The sequence below is a fragment of the Singulisphaera photorubra genome (assembly GCF_045290345.1).
Classification (GTDB): Bacteria; Planctomycetota; Planctomycetia; order Isosphaerales; family Isosphaeraceae; genus Singulisphaera.
This window is the reverse complement of record NZ_CP155447.1, coordinates 8571245-8595252: the sequence shown is the minus strand read 5'-3', so window position 1 is coordinate 8595252 and position 24008 is coordinate 8571245. Positions and strand designations below refer to the sequence as shown.

At 61.2% G+C, this 24008-nt stretch carries 20 protein-coding genes and 1 pseudogene; 12 read left to right on the top strand and 9 right to left on the bottom strand.

Features of this window, described 5'->3' with window-relative positions:
* Positions 1-55: 55 nt before the first annotated feature.
* The 3 genes and pseudogenes from V5E97_RS32125 to V5E97_RS32115 all read right to left on the bottom strand — a co-directional run.
* Positions 56-745, bottom strand: a pseudogene (locus V5E97_RS32125) (RNA-guided endonuclease InsQ/TnpB family protein); the annotation flags it as partial.
* A 345-nt stretch (positions 746-1090) separates the two neighbouring features.
* Positions 1091-1216, bottom strand: coding sequence for a helix-turn-helix domain-containing protein (locus V5E97_RS32120; protein WP_406701252.1), 126 nt, complete (start codon positions 1214-1216; stop codon positions 1091-1093).
* Positions 1217-1557: 341 nt separating this feature from the next.
* Positions 1558-1887, bottom strand: a complete 330-nt coding sequence (locus V5E97_RS32115; RefSeq protein ID WP_406695625.1) for a helix-turn-helix transcriptional regulator — start codon at positions 1885-1887, stop codon at positions 1558-1560.
* Between the two features lie 203 nt (positions 1888-2090).
* Between V5E97_RS32115 and V5E97_RS32110 the strand changes: the two genes are divergently transcribed.
* The 4 genes from V5E97_RS32110 to V5E97_RS32095 all read left to right on the top strand — a co-directional run bounded on the left by V5E97_RS32110 (position 2091) and on the right by V5E97_RS32095 (position 8536).
* Entirely contained in the window at positions 2091-2525 is a 435-nt protein-coding gene (locus V5E97_RS32110) for a hypothetical protein (protein WP_406695624.1), read from the top strand.
* A 405-nt stretch (positions 2526-2930) separates the two neighbouring features.
* Complete coding sequence (locus V5E97_RS32105) at positions 2931-4172, top strand: efflux RND transporter periplasmic adaptor subunit (protein WP_406695623.1); 1242 nt, start codon at positions 2931-2933, stop codon at positions 4170-4172.
* Positions 4173-4492: 320 nt separating this feature from the next.
* Complete coding sequence (locus tag V5E97_RS32100) at positions 4493-7657, top strand: efflux RND transporter permease subunit (protein ID WP_406695622.1); 3165 nt, start codon at positions 4493-4495, stop codon at positions 7655-7657.
* A 408-nt stretch (positions 7658-8065) separates the two neighbouring features.
* On the top strand, positions 8066-8536 hold the full coding sequence (locus V5E97_RS32095) for a hypothetical protein (RefSeq protein WP_406695621.1): 471 nt from the start codon (positions 8066-8068) through the stop codon (positions 8534-8536).
* Positions 8537-8672: 136 nt separating this feature from the next.
* Here V5E97_RS32095 and V5E97_RS32090 read toward each other — a convergent pair whose 3' ends face one another.
* Positions 8673-9707, bottom strand: a complete 1035-nt coding sequence (locus V5E97_RS32090) for a zinc-dependent alcohol dehydrogenase family protein (protein WP_406695620.1) — start codon at positions 9705-9707, stop codon at positions 8673-8675.
* Between the two features lie 221 nt (positions 9708-9928).
* The gene (locus V5E97_RS32085; protein ID WP_406695619.1) at positions 9929-10393 is read right to left on the bottom strand and encodes a BON domain-containing protein; all 465 of its coding nucleotides are present in this window, start codon (positions 10391-10393) and stop codon (positions 9929-9931) included.
* Between the two features lie 432 nt (positions 10394-10825).
* Between V5E97_RS32085 and V5E97_RS32080 the strand changes: the two genes are divergently transcribed.
* From V5E97_RS32080 to V5E97_RS32070, 3 genes are read left to right on the top strand one after another with little or no spacing between them, the layout of a single operon-like run.
* Entirely contained in the window at positions 10826-12025 is a 1200-nt protein-coding gene (locus V5E97_RS32080; RefSeq protein ID WP_406695618.1) for a protoglobin domain-containing protein, read from the top strand.
* A complete protein-coding gene (locus V5E97_RS32075) occupies positions 12009-12752 on the top strand; it encodes a response regulator (protein WP_406695617.1) in 744 nt (247 codons plus the stop codon). Before V5E97_RS32080 ends, V5E97_RS32075 begins: the two co-directional genes overlap by 17 nt.
* Positions 12753-12756: 4 nt before the next feature.
* Entirely contained in the window at positions 12757-14610 is a 1854-nt protein-coding gene (locus tag V5E97_RS32070) for a PAS domain S-box protein (RefSeq protein ID WP_406695616.1), read from the top strand.
* A 241-nt stretch (positions 14611-14851) separates the two neighbouring features.
* Here V5E97_RS32070 and V5E97_RS32065 read toward each other — a convergent pair whose 3' ends face one another.
* From V5E97_RS32065 to V5E97_RS32050, 4 genes are all read right to left on the bottom strand, one after another.
* Positions 14852-15238, bottom strand: a complete 387-nt coding sequence (locus V5E97_RS32065; protein ID WP_406695615.1) for a DUF2934 domain-containing protein — start codon at positions 15236-15238, stop codon at positions 14852-14854.
* Between the two features lie 240 nt (positions 15239-15478).
* Positions 15479-16837 (bottom strand): erythromycin esterase family protein, encoded by a 1359-nt coding sequence (locus V5E97_RS32060; RefSeq protein WP_406695614.1) that lies wholly within the window; start codon positions 16835-16837, stop codon positions 15479-15481.
* Entirely contained in the window at positions 16834-17526 is a 693-nt protein-coding gene (locus V5E97_RS32055; RefSeq protein WP_406695613.1) for a phosphoribosyltransferase, read from the bottom strand. The genes V5E97_RS32060 and V5E97_RS32055 overlap by 4 nt, the downstream gene beginning before the upstream one ends.
* 1038 nt (positions 17527-18564) lie before the next feature.
* A complete protein-coding gene (locus V5E97_RS32050) occupies positions 18565-18888 on the bottom strand; it encodes a hypothetical protein (RefSeq protein ID WP_406695612.1) in 324 nt (107 codons plus the stop codon).
* Positions 18889-19195: 307 nt separating this feature from the next.
* Between V5E97_RS32050 and V5E97_RS32045 the strand changes: the two genes are divergently transcribed.
* From V5E97_RS32045 to V5E97_RS32025, 5 genes are all read left to right on the top strand, one after another.
* The gene (locus V5E97_RS32045; RefSeq protein ID WP_406695611.1) at positions 19196-20068 is read left to right on the top strand and encodes a D-alanine--D-alanine ligase family protein; all 873 of its coding nucleotides are present in this window, start codon (positions 19196-19198) and stop codon (positions 20066-20068) included.
* Entirely contained in the window at positions 20065-21165 is a 1101-nt protein-coding gene (locus V5E97_RS32040) for a hypothetical protein (RefSeq protein ID WP_406695610.1), read from the top strand. Before V5E97_RS32045 ends, V5E97_RS32040 begins: the two co-directional genes overlap by 4 nt.
* 122 nt (positions 21166-21287) lie before the next feature.
* Positions 21288-21770 (top strand): hypothetical protein, encoded by a 483-nt coding sequence (locus tag V5E97_RS32035; RefSeq protein WP_406695609.1) that lies wholly within the window; start codon positions 21288-21290, stop codon positions 21768-21770.
* A 6-nt stretch (positions 21771-21776) separates the two neighbouring features.
* Positions 21777-22607, top strand: coding sequence for a cupin-like domain-containing protein (locus tag V5E97_RS32030; RefSeq protein ID WP_406695608.1), 831 nt, complete (start codon positions 21777-21779; stop codon positions 22605-22607).
* A 766-nt stretch (positions 22608-23373) separates the two neighbouring features.
* The gene (locus tag V5E97_RS32025) at positions 23374-23862 is read left to right on the top strand and encodes a hypothetical protein (protein WP_406695607.1); all 489 of its coding nucleotides are present in this window, start codon (positions 23374-23376) and stop codon (positions 23860-23862) included.
* Positions 23863-24008 lie beyond the last annotated feature (146 nt).

Sequence of the window (24008 nt, the reverse complement as noted above, 5' to 3'; positions counted from 1 at the left end):
CGCTCGCGGCATGATCGAGGAGGCGGCAAAGCCCATTTCTTGACACTCCCCACGTCTAAAGGCGGGGGATTCTCGGTTCGACACCAACAGCCTCGATACGAGGTCTTACACTGGCTCCCCGAGCGTTTCGACTCTCCGTCTGCCCGACGGCGAGCATCCTCAACCCTTCGTCCCTGATGTTGCACGCGGCGAGGAAGTCCCGCTTGTGATGGGCCCCGCATTCGCAATCCCACTCCCGATCTTTGAGCGTGAGATTGCCATTGAGGGCGCCGCATGCGTTGCACATCTTCGACGAAGGGAACCAGCGGTCGATGACTACCAGATGTTTGCGGTTCCACAGGCACTTGTATTCGAGCTGACGGCGGAATTCCCCCCACGAGGCATCGGTCACGCTCTTGGCCAGCTTGGTTCTCGCAAAGCCCTTCACGCTCAGATCCTCGATGCAGAGGCCGGCATGCTTTCCAACGAGTTCTGTGGACAACTTATGCAGGAAGTCGTTCCTTTGGTTGGCGGTCTTCCGGTGGATGCGAGCCACCTGGATTCGGGCCTTGATCTTCCGCTTGCTCCCCGGCTTGCGGCGGAAACGGTTCGTTGCGCCTGCGAAGTTTCTTCTGAGACTTGCGGAAGCACCTGGGGCCGGGATCGGCTCCGATCCATCGGAGAGCGTGGCGAAGTCGATCAAACCCAGATCGATGCCGACCGACCGTTCCGGAGAAGGCGGCGACAGAGGTACGTCCGGCATCTCGAATTCGGCCGTGAGGCTGACGTACCACTTGCCATCGACGGAACGGCGGAACGTAGCGCTTTGGTCGGCTCATCGACGGGCTGGCTCTGATAGATGCGGACGGGGCCGATCTTGGGGATGACGACCTTGCCGTCGACAACCTTGACCCGCTGGGGATGCGGAATCGCGCCCGGTCTCGCTTCCGGTTCTTGAACCTGGGAACTTCGCCTTCATCCTCGGGTTGAAGTGGTTGTCGTAGGCTTGATACAGATCCTGAGCACCTGTTGCAACGCCTGAGAATCCGCGTCCTTGAGCCACGCCGTCTCGGACCGGGTCTTCAGTGCCGTCAACTCGGACGAGAGGCGCTCATCGGGAGCGTCTTTCCGAATTCCCGGTAGTGCTCTTTCCGTCGCGAAGCGCCCAGTTCCAGACCCACCGCCGAGCACCAGCCATGCGGTTAAGAGTATGGGCCTGCGCCTTCGTGGGCTTCATCCGGAATCGGTAGACTTTGCGATGCTTGGCCATGACTGTATTGTAGTTGTGTTGTGTTCACAAATCAATAAAATTCACGCCTTATATCCCCACGGATAAATCCGGGGGCTTTACGACTAATCCTCGGTAACGGTTGACGATTAGGGGGATGAAGAAACGAGGATCGATTCGCTTGCTGGCATATAATGAGAAGGGCGAGATCATCTCCGAACAGCCGATTTGGGAGTAGCCTTTCACGGTCGGTAGCGACTTGCGCTACCGGCCTCTCTCGGTCACTTCGGATGGCATGAACGCCAAGCCACCCCCGCTCGACGAGCCCCGAGAGGAACGTCACGACCTTGTCAGTTCTCCAGGTCTCCCGGAGCGGGTTGGTCAGACCGGAGGATGAGAGTGAGGAGCACTCCCACCTCGCGGTGCGACTCGACCGAATGCCTCAGCGGGCGGTCCAGGTGCACCTCGTAACGATTCCGCCGCCCCTCGCGCGAGCGCGAAAGGTAACCTCCCACCTCGAGGTCGGCCACGATCCGCTGGACGGCTCGCTCGGTGATCCCCACCCGATGTGCCACCTCTCGGAGGCGCACCTCGGGCTCCTTTGCGATGCAGAGCAAAACGTGGGCGTGGTTACTCAAGAATGTCCACTCGGGACCGTTTCCCATGGGTCGAACAACCATACACCGTCTCTTGACTTCCGCCGATAGTGAGGCTATAAATTTTACGACCTGGATGTCGTATATTGGCTGTCCGGAATTTGGAGTCCCCTCGCACGTTCATCGAGTATAGTGTGCGAGACCATGGGCTTCACCCGGCCAGCCGGAGAAATCGCGAAGTGATCTGGTAGAAAGCCAACTCGTCGGACGCCGGCGAGCCTCGAATCATGACATTCGAGAACCGAGGGGCCATGCCCAACCGCAATCGCCTCATCTCCACGCTCTTGATCACACCCTTGCTGGTGCTGCTGGCCGGGGTTCTGGTTGGGCCGATCCGGACGTCGGGGTTCGTCACCGTCTCGTCCCGGCCTGATTGCCTCCGCCGCAATCTCGCCCTAGCTCCGGGACAACCTAAGGCCCACCTCAGCGCAACGATGGCCACTGACGTCGTTCTGCAGGTAAATGCCTGTCCTTCCGAGAATGAAGAGCAGGTTCGGGCCGATGCTCGGGACAAGGCTTCCGAGAATGAAGAGCAGGATTGGGCCGTTGCTTGGGATCAGCCTCGAATTTCCTTCCTAATCCCTTGTTACTTCCGCAAGCTCTCCGATCGCCAGTTGATCGCCCCCCCCTCGATCCTCTCCCTCTGCCCTCTCCGCTGTTGATCGCCCACTGATGGACTCCTGATTACCGGCTGATGTATCGCCGGTCCTTCACGCGTCGTCCAGGCCCCACCCTGGGGGATGGCGTGCAATCGATATCGCCCACTCGGCCTAAACCGTGCCTCGCCGTTGCCCAGGTCTTGGGCTCGACGTCCCCCGTGGTCGTCGGTTCGGCGTGCCCCGGAGGCGGACGTCCGCGATCGATCGATGACGAACTAACCGGGAACTCATCCCGTACACTTTCCGACGCGATCCCCCCCGCGCCTTTCCGACGCCAGCTCACCCCCCTCTGGCGTTGAACTGAGTCGGATTACCGTCCGTACTCGAATTCCTCCAACCCAACCGTGGTTCCTTGCCCAAGGCACCGGGACAGAGTCGAGTCGAGAAGAGTCGAAGGGGAGCCCTCTGATGAATCCGATTAAGTTCGCCGTGCGACGACCGGTGACCACCTTGATGCTAGTCGCCGCCCTGAGCAGCGGTGTGGTCTTCGGCCTGTACAAGCTGCGTGTGGACATCCCGAAGTTGAATACAACCAAAATTTACACGCATCTTGATTATCTAAGCGTGCACGTCACGCGGATGAAAGGGCAGATCGCCGGCCAGCTTGAGTCGTACTTTCACGAGCACGAGGAGCAGCCCCACGAGGAGCACCATAAGGTCCTGGTCACCCGACCTCAGGCAAAAGCCGTCGTCCTCACCCAGGAATATGTCTGCCAGATCCACTCGCAACGCCACATCGATGTCCGTGCCCTGGAGAACGGGTATCTCGAGTCAATCTCGGTCAAGGAGGGCCAGGCGGTAAAGAAGGGCGATTTGATGTTCAAAATTGTCCCCGTTCTCTATCAGGCAAGACTGAATGCCGAGAACGCCGAGGCCCAGCTCGCGCAACTGGAGTACAAGAACACCAAGAAGTTGTTCGAGAAAAATGTGGTCTCCCAAAATGAGGTGGCACTGCTCCAGGCCAAACTGTCAAAGGCCCAGGCCAAGGCAGAGCTGGCGGGGGCCGAATTGAACTTTACCAACATCAGGGCACCGTTCGACGGCATCGTCGACCGCTTGCAGGAGCAGATCGGCAGCCTGATCAAGGAGGGGGACAGCCTCACGACCTTGTCCGATAACAGCCTGATGTGGGTTTACTTCAACGTACCCGAGGCCCAATACCTCGAATACATGGCCGTCATGGGTAAGCATGAGGGGGATCAGAAAATCGAACTCGTGCTGGCGGACGGCAACAAGTTCAAGCAGACTGGCAAGATCGGTGCGATCGAGGCCAAATTCAACAACGAGACTGGCAACATCCCTTTCCGCGCGGATTTTCCCAACCCGGACCGCCTGCTCCGTCACGGTCAGACCGGCACCGTGTTGATCAACCGAGTGTTGAAAAACGCCATCGTCATTCCGCAGCGAGCGACGTTCACAACTCTCGACAAACGGTACGTTTACGTCGTCGACAAGGATGACGTGGTGCATCAGCGCGAGATCGACGTCCTGAAAGAAAAGGAAGACATCTTTGTCATCAAGAATGGACTTGATGTGGGTGACCAGATCGTTCTCGAAGGGATCCTCCAGGTTCGCGACGGTGAGAAGGTGGACTTCGAGTTTCGTCAGCCGGAACTGGTGATTGCAAGCCTCAAAAACAGGGCGGAATAGCAAACCGTTTCCCGGGACGGAACTCAACCCGATTCGTTCTGAGCTGTACTTTCCGAGACCGGATTTCAAGAGCAGACAGCCGATTCCCGGCCCAATCGGATTTCCGGTCAGTCGATTCAGCCCCCAACGGTGCAGGCAAATCGACGAGGGAGTGGGCCGGGTTGGTCGGCGCCGACAAGCGATCCGGAACGATCCGGTGGAAATGGTGACATTCGATGGGTTTGTGAGGGTCTGACGTTCGGCGCTGGGGTTTCAGCGGCCGGCACTGAGATTCGTTTCACACACATACACGCAATCTTTCGGAAAGTGCAGTCAGAACGATGTTCGCAAAAATCCTCTATAGACCCGCATTAGCAATCGTTATCTCCGTGATCATCCTGTTCCTTGGGGCGCTGGCAATCAAAACGTTGCCGATATCCCAGTTCCCTTCCGTCGCGCCGCCGAGCGTGGTGGTCACGGTGGCTTATCCCGGCGCCAGTGCCGACGTCTTGGTCGACTCGGTGCTGATTATCTTGGAACAGGCCATCAACGGCGTCCAGGACATGCGCTATATGGCCTCTGCCGCCACCAGTGCCGGTGAGGCCACGATCATGATCATCTTCGAGCCGGGCACGGATCCGAACGTGGCGGTCTTGAACGTGAATAACCGGATCAACATGGTGAAAAACCGACTCCCTCCCCTGGTGGAGCGGGAGGGAATCGTCGTCATGCAGATGATGACGAGCATGCTGATGTATGTGAACGTCTTCAGCACACAGAAAGGCGTCGACCAGAATTTCCTCTACAACTACGCCTTCGTCAACATCCTGCCCGAGATCAAGCGGGTCCGGGGCGTTGGCACCGCCACGATTCTCGGCAGCCGCCAGTATTCAATGCGGGTCTGGCTGAATCTCGACCGCATGCGTGCCTACAGGCTGTCCTCCGAGGACGTCATGAAGGCGCTGGGACAACAGAGCATGATCGGTTCGCCCGGACGACTCGGCCAGGCGACGGGCAAGACGTCGCAAACCGTCGAGTACGTCCTGACCTGGGTGGGACGCTACAATACGCCGGAACAATACGAAAATATCATACTAAGGGCAAATCCTGATGGGGAGATCCTTCGGCTCAAGGACGTCGCCAAAATCGAGCTGAGCGCTTCGTACTACAACCTCTACTCGGACATCGACGGCTATCCCTCGGCGGCCATCGTGCTCAAGCAAACCCCCGGCTCCAACGCCGCCACCGTCATTGAGGAGGTCAAGGAGCAGCTCGCGGAGATGAAGGCGGAGTCGTTCCCTCCTGGCATGGACTTCCAGGTCAGCTACGATGTTTCCAGCTTCCTGGAGGCCTCCATTGAGAAAGTGCTCCACACCTTGTTCGAGGCCTTTGTGTTGGTGGCCCTGGTGGTCTTCCTGTTTCTCGGGGATTGGCGGTCCACGCTGATCCCGACCCTGGCCGTTCCGGTGTCCTTGATCGGGACCTTCTTTTTCATGCTGTTGTTCGGGCTCTCGATCAACCTGATCACGCTCTTCGCGCTGGTGCTGGCGATCGGGGTCGTGGTGGACGACGCGATCGTGGTGGTCGAAGCGGTGCATGCCAAGATGAACGAGAAGCACCTTTCCCCCTTTCGGGCGACCATGGAGGTGGTTCACGAGATCAGCGGCGCGATCATCGCCATCACCCTGGTGATGACAGCCGTCTTCATTCCGGTGACCTTCATGACCGGGCCGGTCGGCGTCTTCTACCGCCAGTTCGGTCTCACGATGGCCACGGCCATCGTTCTCTCCGGTGTCGTGGCCCTGACGCTCACGCCCGTGCTCTGTGCGATGCTTCTCAAGCCCCACACGAACCACGTGAAGAAGCGTGGGCCGCTGGCCATCCTGCTGCATCTTTTTGACCGTGGCGTCGAGAAGGTCACGGGCGGTTATGCCGCGGTCCTGCGCCGGATCGTCACGCGCCGCGTGCTGACCATGGGCATCATCACGGGCTTTGGCGTCGCCATCTTCCTGGTAAACACGCAGCTTTCGACGGGCTTTATTCCGCTCGAGGACCAGGGCATGATCTATGGGATCATCCAGACGCCCCCGGGCTCGACCCTCGAGTACACCAACGCCAAGGCCCACGAACTGCAGGCGATCGCCAAGAAGATCGATGGAGTCAACTCGGTCTCCTCGTTGGCCGGGTACGAGGTTTTGACCGAGGGCCGAGGCTCGAACGCGGGGACCTGTCTCATCAATTTGAAGCCTTGGTCCGAACGCAAGCTGACCTCGCGCCAGATCATTGAGGAACTCGACAAGAGAGGCCGTGCGATCTACAACGCGAAGCTCGAGTTCTTTGAGCCGCCCGCGGTTCCTGGATTTGGGGCGGCCGGTGGGTTCTCCACACGTGTCCTCGACAAGACGAACACGAACGACTACGAGCGGCTCGGAGAAGTGACCAAGAAATTCATGGCCGCCCTGTCAAAACGCAAGGAGGTGAAGGGCCTGTTCACCTTCTTTGCGAGCAACTACCCGCAATATGAACTCGTCATCAACAACGACGTGGCCATGCAGAAGGGGGTATCGATCGGAACAGCGATGGACAACCTCTCCGTCGTCGTGGGAAGCACCTGGGAGCAAGGCTTCATTCGCTTCGGCCAGTTCTTCAAGGTCTTTGTCCAGGCCGCGCCGGAGTTCCGGCGGTTCCCCGAGGATTTGGAGAATATGTTCGTCAAGAACGAGCAAGGGGAAATGGTCCCCTACTCCGCGTTCATGAAGCTCAAGGAACGGCAGGGCTTGAACGAGATCAATCGCTACAACCTGTATCCCTCCGCCGCCATTCAAGGTGCACCCGCTACCGGCTACAGCAGCGGTCAAGCCATCAAGGCGATCGAGGAGGTCGCCGCCGAGACGTTGCCTCACGGTTACGACATCGGCTGGGAAGGCCTCTCTTACGACGAGGCGAACAAAGGGAACCTGGCGGTTTATATCTTCGCGATCGTCGTCGTCTTCGTCTATCTGGTGCTTGTTGGGCAATACGAGAGTTTCATGCTGCCGCTGGCAGTGATCCTATCGCTTCCGGTCGGGCTCTTCGGCGCCTTCCTGTTACTGAAGGTCATGGGGTTGTCCAACGACGTCTACGCCCAGATCGGTCTGGTCATGCTGGTCGGGTTGCTCGGCAAGAATGCGATCTTAATCGTCGAATTCGCGGTGCAACGGCGACAGGAGGGCTTGAGCCTCAAGGAGGCGGCCATCGAAGGCGGAAAATTGCGCTTCCGGCCGATTCTGATGACCTCCTTCGCCTTCATCGCCGGCCTCCTTCCGTTGGTCGTTGCCACCGGCCCCGGGGCGATCGGAAACCGCACCATTGGCACCGCCTCAGTCGGCGGGATGCTCGTGGGCACCTTGATTGGGGTCTTGGTCATTCCCGGCCTTTATTACATTTTCGGTGTGATTGCCGAGAAGGGCAAACTCCTCCAGGACGAGGCGGACGAACCTCTGACTGAGGCCATCACGGCTCATTGAACGGATCGGCAAGTTCGCTCGGATCACGAGGTATGGTCAAGCTTCGACGGGCCGGCAAAAAGTCCGAATTCAGAGCGTGCACGTACTGGATTTCTCGGGGTCCACGATAGGAAGGCTGGGTTCCCGGAATGGACGCCGGGGAAATGGCCGCCTCACCGTCGTGGCTCTGAGGGTTAGGACGGGTGTGGTTATCCCTATCCCTCGATCCGGCATCATCCTGTCGTTCCCGCGACTCCCCAGATCGGATCAACCGATCGACCGCCGATTGACGAAAGCCGCTCCTAACGGCGAGAATCGCGGCTCTCGGACCAGCCGACTCAACCGGGCGCGGCGTCCCATGTCATCAACACACTCGGCCCGCCCCGTGCTGGTGGCTTTCTCGGCCTGTAGCCGAGGCGGAGCGATCCCATGTACGACAGTGACGCACCAGGCTATCAACACACCCAGAATGGGCCGTGGTCTCTGCTGCTTTACGGAATCGGCGTTTTCACGCTCGGCCTCGGCTTACTTCCGTGGCAGGAGCCGCTCCAGACAACATGGCTCTCCACGTTGGGGGGGCTCTTGCTGTTGCTCGGCGCGTGTTTCCAGAACCTCACGGTCACCGACGAAGAGGACAGGCTCGACATCCACTTCGGGCCGTTGCCGCTGTTCCGGAAGCAGATCCGGTACGAAGACATGCAAGCCGTCGAGGTCGGGCGAACCACGCTGCTCGACGGCTGGGGCGTCCACATCAGCCCGCGTGGAGGGTGGGTCTGGAACATCGCCGGATGGGAGTGCGTCGTCATCTACCACGGCGGGAAGACCTGGCTCGGCACGGATGACGCCGAGAATCTCGCCGGGTTCCTGAAAGCGAAGATCTTGCAACACAATTCCGCGTAAAATTGGAATTGAGCAAACCAAAAACCCATTAATCCACATTCAACAAATCATTTATGTCACGTTTTCGGGCTATTGACTGTGAGTCCACCCCGTCCCCCCAAGAACAGGCGTTGGAAACACTCCCAGTTCCACCTCGTCAAGGTGCGGAGATCCTGAGGACCTTGGCTCCTCGAATCTGCTTCTCTTTCAACTCGACGAGGACGCGGTTCGCATCCACCAGCGCATACTCGTGAATCTCAGGCCTGATCGGGACCTCCGCCGCCAGACTGAGAAACTCCGCGACGTCCAGCCGGGTGATGTTCGCGACGCTCTTGATCTCCTTCTCACGCCAGAGATGAGCGGAATAGTCCAGCGCGGAAAGCGCGTCCTTGTCGCCGTCCTCCTTCCGAATCGCGTTGATCACGAGTCTCCCCCCCGGAGCCAGGCTCGCTAACGCGGCGAGGACAGGCGTCCAGGCCGGCGTCGTGTCGATGATCGCGTCGAGTCGCTCGGGAACGACATCGTGGATGTCCCCGGTCCAGTCGGCTCCCAAATCGCGGGCGAAGACCCGCTCGCCCTCGCGTCGAGCGAAGACGAAGATGCGCGTGCGAGGAAACTGGTGTCGGGCTAGCTGGAGCACGAGGTGTGCTGAAGCGCCGAAGCCGACAAGCCCCAGGAGCTGGCCATCCTTGATGCCGGTCAATCGGAGCGAGCGATAGCCGATCGCCCCAGCGCACAGGAGCGGGGCGGCCTCCACGTCGCGATAGGTCGCGGGGATGGGATGAGCAAACGCCGCGGGAACAGTCATGAGCTCGGCGTAGCCGCCGTTGGCGTCGCGCCCGGTTGCCCGAAACTGTTCGCAGAGATTCTCCCGCCCACTCCGACAAAATGGGCAGGTCCCGCACGCCGAGTAGATCCACGCCACTCCGACCCGGTCGCCGACACGAAATGCACCCGCCTCCTCGCCCATCGCTATCACTTGCCCGATGGCCTGGTGACCGAGGACAATCGGCAGGTGCGGCGGGGGCGTCCGACCTTCGATTTCATCCAGCTCGGTATGGCAGACGCCACACACGCTGACCTGGATGAGCAACTCGTTCCGTGCTGGCACCGGATCGGGCAGGTCGCACAGCTCCAGCGGCCTCGGGTGATCCCGGAGAAGGCCCAGGGCATTCAGAACCATGGCTCGCATCGTCAGTCGGCCTCCGTTGAAAAAAAGGGCCGCTCTCCGCCGATCGACTCAAACCAATCCGGGCAAGCGATTGTGTCCGAGCCAAGCAATAAACTGATCGAGCCATTCGGAAATCCGACCGACGGAAATGACTACGCCATCGCCCCCATGGTGCACGCCGGAGGTCGGCTCATGGTGTGAGGTGCTCACCTTCAGAACCGGTCATCTCGGCCCGGTTCGAATTATTCGCGTTTATTACGGGTGAAAGAGCAGGGAGTCCCTTCTGGGTGCGTGCAGGGACTCGGTCTCTCACACAATGAGCGCTTCCGTTGAAACCCGATGGCCCCGGACTCACCCCAAGCTTCCTCGATCTCACGGCCAAGAGGCGAGCGGCCTGCTGGGGCGACGATCTCAATCTGATTGATGACCTGGCGGACTCCGTCAATCTCGGAGACGATCGCCTGGGCCACCTGCTTCAGGTAATAGGTGGGCACTCGACCGCGAAGCCGTGCGATTCCCGCATGGAGCTCGCACGAAAGGCCGCGCAAGGCGAGGTAACCACTGCCGCGAAGTCGGCGCTCGACTTCGCGACCGAAACTGGCTTCAAGACAGGCCCGTGGGGCCGCCGGAAGCTCGCGATCGGGGAGGGGGCTGAGTGAAACGGTCACGGTGCAAACTCCTTGTCCGCCTCGGGATGGTGAAGCCATCGCGGGGACTCGGGGCGGCAGCCATTACCGCGGTACCCTGGGCCGGCACGTCGGACGTCCCGGGTCTCCGTTCATCGGATGTGGGGGCGAGGCGCAAACAAACAACCCCGACCATGCGTGAATTCGCACGGCGGGGCCACCATGGCCTCGATCAAATGCCCCTCATGAGCAATGACAACGCCATCGTAACTGCCGAGTCAGCATGTGTCAAGCAGGCTGTTTTCAAGACTTATTGCGAATCGTTTGCCGCTGGCGGGAGCGTTCCAACCAATTCTGCCAGGAACGTTTCCCACGACCCGGGACTTCGAGTAAATTGGTCAATTAAGAGGATCGTTCACGACGGACCATCCAGTCGGGTTATGAGAGCCCACGCGACCGCCCAACGACGGCCCGTGGGCTTTCTTCGTAGCGGCGATGGCTTTCGGTATGGACATGAACACGAATCGTCTCTTCGATCGCTATCGTGAGTTGCAGTCCTACGTGAGTTGGACCGACGACGATGCCCGACGGGTCGGGGCCGTCGCTTCCCTGCTCGATCCGGACCTGCCCGCCTTGATCGACGACTTCTACGCCCGGATCGAGCAATACCCGGCGGCCCTCAAAGTCATCACGGGCGGCCAGCCCCAGATCGACCGCCTCAAGGGCACGTTGCTCCAGTGGGTCCGCGAGCTGCTCGCCGGTCGATATGACGAGTCGTATGTGGCTCGCCGCTGGCGGGTCGGCTGGCGACACGTCGAGATCGGCCTCGATCAGGTCTACACAAACGTCGCCTTGTCCCGACTCCGAACCGGTCTGGGCCGTGTCCTCCAGGTAAACTGGAAGGGGGATCGCTCCCTGCTCCAGGAGACGGCCCGTTCCTTGAACACGCTGCTCGACCTTGACCTGGCCATCATCGAGGTGGCGTATCAATCCGAATATGCCGTGCGGCTCCAACGCACCGAGCGACTGGCAACGCTCGGCCAAGTGGCGGGCGGCGTGGCCCACGAGTTGCGGAATCCGCTGAACGTCGTCAAAACCTCGGTCTATTATCTGCTCAACGCCCGAAACCTGACGCCCGAGAAGTTCGTCGAGCATTTGAATCGGATCGAGCGGCAAGTGGGGCTCGCGGATGGCGTGATCACGACGCTGTCGAACTTCGCCAGGATGCCGATGCCCTGCCTGCGCCCCACCCTCGTGGGTCCCTGTTTGAGCGAGGCACTTGAAGCCTACCCGCCGGGTCCTGGCATCGAACTCGAAGCCGAACTCCCGGCGTCGCTCGGCCCCGTGTTGGCGGATGCCGATCAGCTCCGCATCGTCTTCGGCAACCTGATCCGCAATGCCCGTGATGCCATGCCCCAGGGCGGGCGCCTGACGATTTCGGGACGTCAGGTCGACGGCATGGTGGAAGTGACGATTGCCGATACAGGGGTCGGCATCCCGGAAACGGATCTGATCCGAATTATGGAACCGCTCTACTCGACCAAGGCCCGAGGACTTGGCCTCGGGCTTGCTATCGTGCGAGCGATCCTTGATAAGTGTGGAGGAGGCCTGCGCGTGCAGACTGAATCGGGCCGGGGCACCGTCTTCACGGTAAGACTGCTGGCTTCCCCTGCCCAGGACGAGACGGGGTCGTCTCATGACGAATCTCAATGAGCCGCGGGTGCTCGTCGTTGACGATGAACAGGACACCTGCCGTAACCTGACCGACATTCTCACCGACCTGGGCTATCACGTGGACTGGGCTTGCGACGGCGAGTCAGCGCTCGAGTTCGTTCGGCGGCAACCGTACGACGTCGCCTTGCTCGACCTCAAAATGCCGGGGATGGACGGGCTGACGCTCTACCGCGAGATCAAGAAGCTCCGGGCCGAGACGGTGGCAATCCTGGTCACGGCGTACGCCTCCGGCGCCACCTCCGAGGAGGCGTTGGCCGCCGGAGCCTGGCAAGTCGTCCCCAAGCCGGTCCATCTTCCAAGGCTCCTGGGCTTGGTCGACCAGGCACGCGATCAACCACTGCTCCTGGTCGTGAACGACGACCCGGATCTCTGCGAAAGGCTCTGGCAGATCCTCCGCGAGCGAGGCTACCGTGTCGCCCTGGCCCATAATGTGGCCGAGGCGGCGGAGCAACTCAGGGACACGGCCTTTCGGATCGCCCTGATCGATATGAAGCTGCCGGGCGGTGATGGCACCGTCGTGTTCGATCTGGTCCGCCAGGCGGATCCGAAGACCCGTACCGTTCTGATCACAGACTGCCGCCCCGAGATGGACGAGACTGTGGTACGAGTGCTGGCCGAGGGAGCCGACGCGGCCTGCTACAAGCCGTTCGATATGCCGCGGCTCCTGGAGACCCTGGAGCGGCTGGCCAAGGCGCCGGAATCATAGAGCGATGGATTTTGCCAGGCCCCTTCATATCCTGGTCATTGAGGATGACACAGACACCCAGGCCAACCTGCGTGACATCCTGGAACTGGACGATCACCGGGTTGAGGCAGCCTCGACGGCCGCCGAGGCCCTGGCACGGGACGACTGGTCCACGATCTCCGCCATCATTCTCGACCGCAAGCTCCCCGACGCGACGGCCGACGAGTTGTTGCCCAGGCTCAGGCAAGCGGCGCCCGAGGCGGCTGTCATTATCGTGACCGGCTACGCCGACTTGCAGGGGGCGGTCTCGGCATTGCGTCACGGCGCGACCGACTACATTCTCAAGCCGATCGATCCCGACGACTTGCGGGCCAGGCTGGTGCGAATCGCCGCAGTCCAGCGGACTGGGGACAAGTTGAAGCGGCAGGCGGAGATCATCCGCTCACTCCTGGAGAACGCCTCCGACGCCATTATCGTGGTGAATGTCCACGGCAAGATCCTGCTCTACAACCCGGCCGCCGAGCGTTTGATCGGTCCGATGAGGGTGGGCGCTCCCCCTGAGGAATGGAGCCCGCCGCGGATGGCCGACCGGCCTGGCACCGCGACCCCTTACGCGATCCAGGAACTGCCGCTCACTCGAGCCCTGAATCGCGAACCGGTCACCGATGAGGAGATCTTCGTCAGGCCGTCGGGAACCCACCCGGGGCGCTGGATGAGCGTCAACGCGAGTCCGATTTGCGATGACGGAGTCCTGAAGGGGGCGGTCGTCATCTACCGCGATATCACCGAACGCAAGCGGTCCGAGGAAGAACTACGGCGACAGAGAGACCTGGCCGAAGGGCTGATCGACGCAGCCCCGGCTGTCGTGATCCTCCTCAGCCCGGAGGGCCAAATCGTCCGTTATAACCACTTCGCGGAGGAGCTCTCCGGCTACCGCGCGGAGGAAGTCCTCGGCCGTGATTGGTTCGAAACCCTCTTGCCTCAGCGCGACCGGAGCCGGATCCGAGAGGTGTTCCGAAAGACACTCAACGCGGTGGAGACCAACGGCACAACAAACGTGATGGTGACCAAGAGTGGGCGGGAACGGGAGATTCGCTGGTCCAATCGGGTCCTGAAGGATGCCGATTCGAGGATCGTTGGCGTCCTGGCCCTCGGACAGGATATCACGGACCTCAAGGAGGCTCAGGAGCGTGCGATGCATGCCGAACGACTGGCCGCCATCGGCGAGATGGTCGCCGGCCTGGCCCACGAGAGCCGTAACGCGCTCCAGCGCAGCCAGGCCTGCCTCGAAATGCTCGCTCTGCACGTTCAGGACCGGCCCAAGGCCATCGAGCTGATCGACCGCCTTCAGCAGGCCCAGGACCATCTCCACCACCTCTACGAAGACGTCCGCGGCTACGCGGCACCGATTCGCCTCGAGCGCCGCCACTGCAAGCTCGCCGAGATCTGGCGCGAGGCTTGGGCCCATCTGAAACCCCAATGGGCAGGCCGGGTGGCCTCACTCGTGGAGGTGAGCCAGGACCCCGAAATGCGATGTGTGGTCGACCCCTTCCGTCTCAAACAGGTCTTTCACAACATCCTCGAAAATGCCTTGTCCGCGTGCTCGGACCCGGTCCACATCGAAGTCCGTTGCACGCGAATCAAGGTCGACGGGATTCCTCACATTCAGATCGCCATTCGTGATAATGGTCCTGGATTTGCCCCGGAAATCCGTGAGCGGATTTTCGAGCCGTTTTACACGACCAAAACGAAGGGGACCGGCCTGGGCATGGCGATCGCCCAACGGATTATCGAGGCCCACGGCGGACAGATCAGTGCGGGTCAAGCCGCTGGGCAGGGCGCCGAGATTCTCCTCTCATTCCCGCAAGAAGAGCCTTGAGCCAGCCACGAACAAGGCCAACGGCCAGAACACCCGCCAATTTCATTCAGGGCGTGCCGAACCCCGAAGGCGTCTTAAATCGCATGAAGTGACAGCTCATGCCAAGGTCTTGAATGTTTGCACACCAGACGGTGGCGTCACGCCCGCCCCCGGCGAGGGCGACGACGTCTCGATCTTCAACTCCCGCTCAGAGAGCCGTTTTTCCGGCGTTCAACTGATTCCCGACCGTGCACGACGGATCTCACGATCCCTGTCGCCCGGCTTGCTGATTGCCTCGACCGATGGCGACCATCCGATCCCGGTTCGAGGGTCCGGCTCCTTGCGCCTGCAGGCGTTCGTTGGCCTCGCGGGCCTGCTCGGCGGCGACGTCGTACGTTGGGACGGGCATCCCGCCTCGCTCCTTCCACAGTTGCCGCTCGGCCTCGAACCAGTCCTCCCGATCGGTCCCCTCTGGCCTCCCCCGTCCGAGCCAGATCCCATAAGCACGCGACGCGACCTCGGCGATGAAGGGGGCATCCCGCAACTCCGAATCGGCAAACTGGGGCGATGGCTCGCCGGCCGAGGCAGTCAGTGAGTCCGGCGCATCGGGATTTTCGTACCGGTCTGCCCCCAAAAACGTACCGCTCATTGCCAAAGGCCGAGATGCTCGGTGTGATGCTCGGTTTCGTCGTCTCATGTTCGACCCCCTTGCTTGAAGGATGACTCTTGGACTCAAACCGACCTTGATCGTAGTGTCCGGAACAGAAGAGGGACCCTCGGCGAGCCAAGGACACCCTTCCGCGGACCTTCCGAGAAATCAGTGGCGACAAGAACACTCATAACATCGTCCACATTCTCATCCATTCAATCATAACACCCATTACGTTCGTCACAGGCCTGTGGGAAAAGTCTCGGGGACCTCCCCTCGCTCCCACTCCGGCGTACGTTCCAGAGGCTCGACGGCCCGGGTCCGATCGAAGTGGAGTATTGCGTCGAACTGTGCGGGTAGGTGTGCACGGAAGTAGTGGCTGGCCCGCTCCGTCTCGGGCCGATAGATTACCCCGATGGCCCGCTCTAAGCGCGGCTCGTGCAGGCCCGCCGTTCGGTCATCGTCCCGGAGGCCCAGGAAGAACCGACCCGGGCCGACGTCGTGAAAGAGCCGCTCATAGCTTCCCGCCAGCGCCGGTCGGACCCACATCCGCTCGGCCGGCGCGTCCCAGTTCGAGGATGCCGTCACCGTGCCATCGTAGGTGGTGAAGCCGACCGAAACGGCGTCGCGGTCGTGCCGCTCGCGCACGAGCTGGCCGACATTCCATTCGCCCCGAACCCCCATCTGCGTCGCCCGCGCATCGCCAAGGTGGGAATTGTGGGCCCAAACCACCACCTTCGGGAGGTCACCTCGCTGGCCGAGGTACTCCACCAGCGCGTCGAGCGTCTCGGCCATGTGGCGGTCGCGCAGGTTCCAGGAAGAGACCTCACCGCGGTACATCGTGCGATAGTACTGCTCGGCGTCTCGCACCAGCCGCGCATTCTGCTCGGCATAGAAGTAGTCGTCCTCGGCAATCCGACCATCTCGCAGTACGTACTCGGCGGCGGCGCGGCGAAGGTCGACGAGTTGGAGGATGACCTCGTGCTCGCAGGACGGCCCGAGCCCGAGCCCGGAGGCGAAGCCGTAAGCCTGGGTGTCCTCGCCGTATCTGTCGAAGCAGGCGTAGCGGGCCCGGGCCCGCTCGGCCGCGTCCGAATCGACCTTGTCGAGGTACAAGAGCACCGCCTCGATCGAGGCGTGCAGACTGTAGAGGTCCAGGCCGTAGAAGCCCACTTTGGAGCGTTCCTGGCCAAGCTCGTCGTTGTGGGCGCGGAGCCAGCCGACGAAGTCGAGCACGTCGGCGTTGCGCCACATCCAGGCCGGGAACCGCCGGAAGCCCGCCAGCGTCTCAACAACGTCGGGATCGTCGCCGCTGCCGCGGACATAGCGGTTGACGCGATAGGCGTCCGGCCAGTCGGCTTCGACCGCTACCGCGGTGAACCCCTTCTCGCGGATCAGTCGCTTGGTGATCTGGGCCCGCTCGCGGTAAAACTCGTGCGTCCCGTGCGATGCCTCTCCCAGGAGGACGAAGTGTGCATCGCCGACGAGGTCGAGGAGCGGGTTGTAGTCCTCGGCGGCACCGATGAGCGGGTGAATGGCCCCGCGCAAGGCGCAGATCACGAGGTCGTCTGCCACGTCTTGGGGAGTCGTAGTCCTCATCGTATTGGTCCCTCAGGGTCTCCCGACATTACCACGGTCGCAGCCGGGGCCGCGGACCGTTCGAGGAGTTCGCGGACCTCGTCGTCGGTCGTCTGGGAATAGTCCTCATACCAGAGGCCGACGGCGTAAAACGGCTCGGGGGTGATTTCGCAGACGCACTCGTCTGCCTCATGACGGAATTCCTCGCAGGTCGAGGGGGCCGCGGTCGGGACGGCAACCACGATATGGGCCGGCCCGAGCCGGCGCACGGCAGTGACCGCGGCGCGCATCGTCGAGCCGGTCGCCAGGCCGTCGTCCACCAGGATGACAGTTTGGCCGCGCAAGCGAGGGACCGGGCGGTCGCCGCGATAGACCCGCTCGCGTCGCTCGAGCTCGCGCAGCTCCCGGGCGGCGACGGCGTCGATGATCGGGCTGGGAATCCGCAGCACCTTCACCACGTCGTCGTTGAGCACGCAGACGCCCGCCGACGCGATGGCGCCCATAGCCAACTCCTCGTGGCCGGGCACGCCCAGCTTGCGAACGACGAAGACGTCGAGCGGAGCCGCCAACGCTCTCGCTACCTCATAAGCCACAGGTACGCCGCCACGCGGCAGACCCAGCACGATCACATCGGAACGGCCGGCATAGGCGGTGAGCCTCTTGGCCAGCATGCGACCGGCCTCGACGCGATTCCGAAACGGAGTTGGCATGATTCCCTCGCGATCTCGGTTCGTGCGGAATGGCAATCCCACGGCGCCACCGTGCGGCCACTCCATCCCAATCTGGTGGATGACAAGGTGCCCCCCTGAATGCCAACGACTAACGCCGATACCACCTGCTCAAGGTCGTTCCCTGTCACGAGAACGCACGGGAGCACCACTCCATCATCGAAGTCGTAACGCACGTCGCTCTGGGCGACATAACCGCTGCCCAGCCGTCGACACTCAGCCACCCGCCGAAAGTTGATCGTGCCTGAGGTGAGCCGATTGCGGCTTGAACGGGAGCGATGCGATAAGGTCATCCGGCCGCCTCCTTGGAATCCGGTCGGGACGAAAGAGCCCGGACCGGTGTCCTGAATGCGGCAGCCGTTACCGCGGGCCCTGATCGTCCAAAGACGATCCTGAGAGAGCCCAAGCATCTGGCACGAGGCAGAAAGTCACCCAGCCATGCGAGCAATCGCATAGTGGGGCCGCCTTAGCCGAGGTGATTGCCCTTCGCGAGCAACTACTGCATATGAGGATAATCGGATTATTCCGAAAAAGTCAAAGCCTTTTTTTGCTGGCGTTCGCTAGCCCTTGGCCTCCAAGGTCTGGAGTCGTCCGGGTTGAGTCTGGAGTCACTATCTCGCTGTGCCCGGACCTCCCCAGGCGGGGAGGGGGGGGGTTGCTAAACACTCACATTCCGCACGTTCCTTTAAAGATTTGCAAGAATTCTGACTTAGTCTCAAGTAACTGGGGAACGCGGCGATGGGTGGGATCCGGTTGGCTCAGCTGTCGTGCGACCGCACATCCTTGGCGGACGATCACGATGCACAGCCCGCTCAAGCTTTCCATCAACGCAGAACCAGTCGGAGCCGGACTTGGACGAATTCTCCGGATAGAGACCATACGCCGGTTGGCCCATCAACTCCCGACGCACCTGGCGTTCCATCAATGCCAGCACCATTAACGCCCAGACCAAGATGTACAGGAGTCCGCCGATTCGATTTAGGTTCTTCAGGAACATCGGCGCCACCGCTAGGGGCCCCTTCAGATGGTGGAACCGACGTTCCACCTGGCACTGCTCTTCGTAGGTCCGTAAGACCTTGGCGCGCCACCGGAAAGGAACTGCCCTTTGCGGGCTGAGTTGGCCAAGTGGGTGGCCGGCGCATCGAGTTTGGTATCGGCGATATAGAGCAATTTCCCCTTGGGCACCGTGCGTGCCCATATCTTGAAGATCTCGAGGTGCGAGTTGACCTCCCCGGCGTTGCCGTCCAGCGGCAGATGGCCGACCGGTACGCCACCATCGCCGGTGACGTCGAGCCCGAACTGGATCTGTTGCCGCACTTGCGGCCGCTGTTGATGCGTCCACACGCGGGCATCGGAGTCGGCGGTGCCTGGCCACCCGCCCACCTCCCTGGCGATAGAGTCCGACTGCCCCGCCTCAGGGCTGGTGATTTACAAGGACGGAGTTGCACTATCTCTTCGATCATGAAGTGGCTAACATATTGCAAGCCGATTCCATAGGATATCAATTATGCTTTTTATATAATAATGCAAAATCAGATCCAGTGTGCTCTACTACATATTCCCAGCCACTTTCATTCGGCTAGGCGGTACAGACGGTAGACAAATGAAAAAGCAGCGACTTCGGGTAACAGTCCTCTGCGGAGGACCTTCCATGGAACGAGAGGTGAGCTTATCCGGCGGTACCGCCGTCGCCGCCGCGTGCCGGGCATTGGGCCATGACGTCACCGTCGCTGACGTCAGCCCCGACGATCTCACCGCACTCGACATCCCGACCGACGTGGTCTTTCCGGTCCTCCATGGCAAGTTCGGCGAAGACGGAGTGCTTCAGGAAATCCTCGAAGCACGCAACTGGCCTTACGTTGGCTCCGGACCGGCCGCATCTCGGCGGGCGATGGACAAAGTGGCAGCGAAAATCGCCTGGAATCTGGCCAGCCTGCCCACTCCCCCCTGGGTTGCATTCGACGCCCATCCCGGCACCGACTTGAGGCTGCCGTTCAGCCCGCCGGCCGTCGTCAAGCCGATTTACCAGGGCAGCAGCATCGGAATAGTTTTCGCCGACGCGCCGGCGATCCTCCGTGACGCAGTCGTCGAGGGAGTGCGGGAATGGGGAGCTGTCTTGGTCGAACCGCAGTTGGCCGGCCGCGAGTTGACTGTTGGTATCCTCGGGCGTGATGCATTACCGGTCATAGAAGTTCGCACCCCCCGCACGTTTTACGATTACGAGGCTAAATACCGCGACGGGGGCACGTCTTACCACTTTCAATCCGGTCTGCCGAATGACGAGACCCGCTGCATCCAGGGACTGGCGCTCGCAGCCTTCGAAGTGCTGGGCTGCCGAGACATGGGGCGGGTTGACCTGATCATCGACGACCAACGCGGTCCCCAAATATTGGAGGTTAACACGATTCCCGGGTTTACCGACCATAGCCTACTCCCGAAGGCAGCCGCTCATGCCGGGCTAGACTTACCAGCCTTAGTCGCATCCCTCCTCGAAATGGCCCTCTCCCGGGAAGCCCGCCCATGAGTGCCTTACAAACGCGTCTGCTTGCCGAAATTGCCCGCCGCCTGCCATTCTGGGCGAGGGACGAAGTGGTCGACCCGCCCCGGTTGACGGTCGGCGTCGAACACGAACTGTTTCTACTCGAGGCGGGAAGGCCATGCAACCACGGCGGTTCTCAGGCACTGTTCGCAGCCATGGCCCGGGAGGGGTGGGCACCCCGCATAGACCCCGGCTCAGGGCTAACCGACGGCGTCTCAGCCGACCTCGGCGGCGGAGGTCGGGCATGGGTTAAATACGAATATGACCCCCACTTAATTGAGATTTGCACGCCATACTCCGCTGAGGTGGCCGACGTGGCTAAGTACCTAAAGCTGGCCTGGCAGGGGTTGATCTGCGCAGCCGAGCAAGTGGGTCTGACCGTGGCGAGCATTCCCTTCATGGACGTCGCGGACCAGTTGGCCCTAGCGGCAGCGACCCGCTTGACGACTACGCGCCAACTTCAGTCTACCCGAGTGCGGTTAGTCACTCATGCCGGCAACAACGCAGCGCTGGCCGGCTTCCCGGCCTGGACGGCGGCCACACAGACTCAGGTCGGCGGATTGCCCTGGTTCGCTCGTCCGTCCTTGGTGGATGCCCTCTACCGGATAGAGCCGGCGGCGGGTGCAATGGCCTACCGACGCCCCCCAGGCCCGGCCGCGGCGATGTTTACTCGCCGGTGGGAGGGCTACGAAGCGGTCTACGGTTTAACGGCCCTACTGGGGTTTCCTGACTTCAGGAGCGGCTGGACCTTGGAGGCGTGGGCTGACGCGCTGCTCGACGCCCCGCTGGCGGGCACTCCTGATAACTCGTGGGCGTTGCGGAGGACCCGGGATTTAAGTGAACCTCCTGGTGGAAACTGGGATGTGTTTCTGGAGCGTGTCCGCGACTTGCAGTTGGTGAGGCCGCGAATGTCAGGCACTCTGGAATTTCGGGGTGATCCAGCCCAGCCGACCGTCGAGGCTGTCATCGAGGTCGCTGAAGCCCGCTTGGCGGCATGCCGGAGGGCCCTCGACGACGACGTCCCAAGTGGCGATTACCAGGATGCGCGACGCCAATGGTTGGGCGGAGAATGGCTGCCATGAGTAAATGGCCGGATCTCGACAGATTCACTTTCTCGGAGGGGGACTGGTCGTTCTCCGTAGCTACGACTTGGAACGCTAAGACGGCCGGTTACAGAGTTCGGTACGAGGGATTGACAATCCAGTTGGGTGACAGGCGGTACGCCGACCATGAGAATCGGACTTACATTGACCCTTGGGACGATGAATCCTCCCTGTTGCTGCTCGCTCAGCACCACGACGGGACGGTCGCCGGAACTGTCCGCTATCAGTGGCGACAGTTTCGGCCCTTCCCGGCCGACGAATTGTATGACTTCCACCACTACACTGCCTTGATCGGCTGCTGCGGGCCGGAGGTAGACCGTCACGTCGCCTTATTGGACAGGGCCAGCGTTCTACCGAGGTTTCAAGGGCTCGGCTTGTACCCAAATCTGGAATTGCTGGCTGAACGGGTCAGCCATCTGATTGGGGTTAAACTTCATGCTGGCCTCGTGGCTCACGAGAACGCCCGAATGGTCAGGATCCTGGAATCACTCGGTTGGCGAAAAACCGGTCGGGACGTGACTTACAAGGGCTGGGCTGGGATCGAATTGTACAAGCTTCTCGAACCAGCCTCTGGAGGCAGATGAGAGCGAATGGGCAAGTCGATCTTCGACGGCGTAAAGTTCGCTGCGATCCACGACCGCGTTAAAAATCAGCCGCGTCGTAACGCAATAAGTCGGTTCGGCCACCTCGACTGTAGGACGTTCCTCTGTGAGGTCGAACCGGCAGGCTACCCGGTCATTTTTCGGCATGGGCCTGCCGCGAATCAGGACACCCTATTCCCCGTGCTGCGCGAACGGCACGGCGGGGCAGCCCTTCAGGTTCGCGTCGGCGACTATGCCGACTCGCAAACCTACCCCCACCGTCGACATACGATTGCAATGACCTTCGCTGCTTACCTCGACGCGATTCTCGCCCTGTCCGTCGAACTGCCGCCTTACGTCGGCAACCAGCCGATGCCGCCGGGACTGCTCGATGACCTAGGGATGCCTTCGCCCCCGTTTCATCCCGCTGATCGATACGAGCCGCCGGCGCTCTGGCTCGGCCCCGCTGGGGCCGTCACGCCGCTTCACAAGGATGGGTCGGACAACTTTGCGGCCCACGTCTTCGGGTCGAAGCGTTGGGTGCTATTCCCGGTCCGGGACGCGTCGCTGTTGGCAATGGAGCGAGTCGAGAACGACCCGTGGAAGGACTTCGCCGCCAGCCGTCTCGACATGCGCGGGCCGGGTGGCTTGCAGGTTGCAATCGCGGCCGGCGCGGTGCCAATCGAGGTATTTGTGAACGGAGGCGAAACGCTCTACCTGCCAGCTGGGTGGGGACACTTCGTTGAGAATGTAGCTCCAACGCTGATGGTCAATACTTGGCTCGGTCGAATGCAAACTCCAGGAGTCCTTCGTGGGGCCACGGACGACCACACCGGTTAATGTATCGCAGAACTTCGCCGATTCGGCGGGGGCGTTTTCGGTGCGAGTTGTGATCACGGTCCGCTTGTCGTCCAGCCCTCGTATTGACTGTGTAACTGAGCGCATAAAAGGGCCCCACCTGGTTCCTTTAAGATAGCCGTTCCGGGCAAGGGCGGCCTAGCCGACACTCATTCCGATGCCCCACCCGAGGATCCTGAGGGTGCAGGCAGGGAACACGGGCCAACTGGGCCGACGAAAAGCCTGCTGGAGGCTCGGATCGATCGTCACGCCGCCGTGATCGACCAGGCACTATTCGTGGTCGTGCAACTCAATCCGGACCACAAGTCTCGGCGCGACTTGCCCGAGGAGGCAAGAGGGACGATCGGCCGGTAGGAGCAGATCATCCGCGAAGTCGTCAATGCCGAGGTCCACTATTGGAACGCGTTCATCAAGAGCAACCCCCTCATCGGCCTGTGGACGAAATCGAGGGGTCCTGGGTCCGCAGACTCGTCCGACTGGGGGATCGTAGAGGTGCAACGCCGACCACAAGGAGCATCTGGCTTCCTGCGCAACCGCGTGGCGAACTCGCGTCATTGAGCCTGTGACCCGCCCATCGCTGTTCGGTCGGGTTCCTGATAACCGAGCGGCTCCGGGATCGGTCCGGGGACATTCGCGTTAGCATGTGAGGCCTCGGCGCATTGCCACTCCCGAGCAAAGGTGGTTCGCCTGGAAGTTTCCAAGGTGGACAGGTACACGAGGCACAACCCTACCCGACAGGGACGAAGCGATGAAACCGCATAGGCTGACAATCGCAAACATCATGGTAGCCGTACTGTTTATCGCCATTGCGGGCGCTGCGTTACGCGATCCCACAAGGCTCTGGGCCAGTGCGTTGTTCACTCTGACTGTGGCCCTGCTCTGCTGGGCAAGCAGCATGGCACTACTTAAACGCGATCAGCGGAGGATTTTTTGGGCAGGAGTTGCGATCTTCGGGTGGGTTCACTTGAGCCTGAGCTTCGGGCTGATGTCCGGCGACAAACTCAGTCGACCTCCCCTGCTTTACGAGTTGCTGGTGGCCGAGTTCCAGTTTCGGATAATGCCCCACACCCTTGTTATTTCGGGCTCGCTCAATGGAACCATTACGGGCAGGCCCAACGGGGGTGTTCCCAACCCGTTTCTTCAGATCGGTCTCACGCTTGCGAACTTACTCGTTGCCCTGATAGGCGGATTCCTCGTCCGTACTACATGCCCCAACGTGGCCGACTCACCCGAGTGAAAACCATAAACTAATGCGACACTGCCGCCACGTTACCGGGTCTTCCACTCGGATCCATCAACCCGTTGCCGTTGCCACGAGCCAGCCATTGAGAAGATCCAATGACAGGAAACTCACGCTCCCCGCTCGCCTTTCAGAGGCGAGCG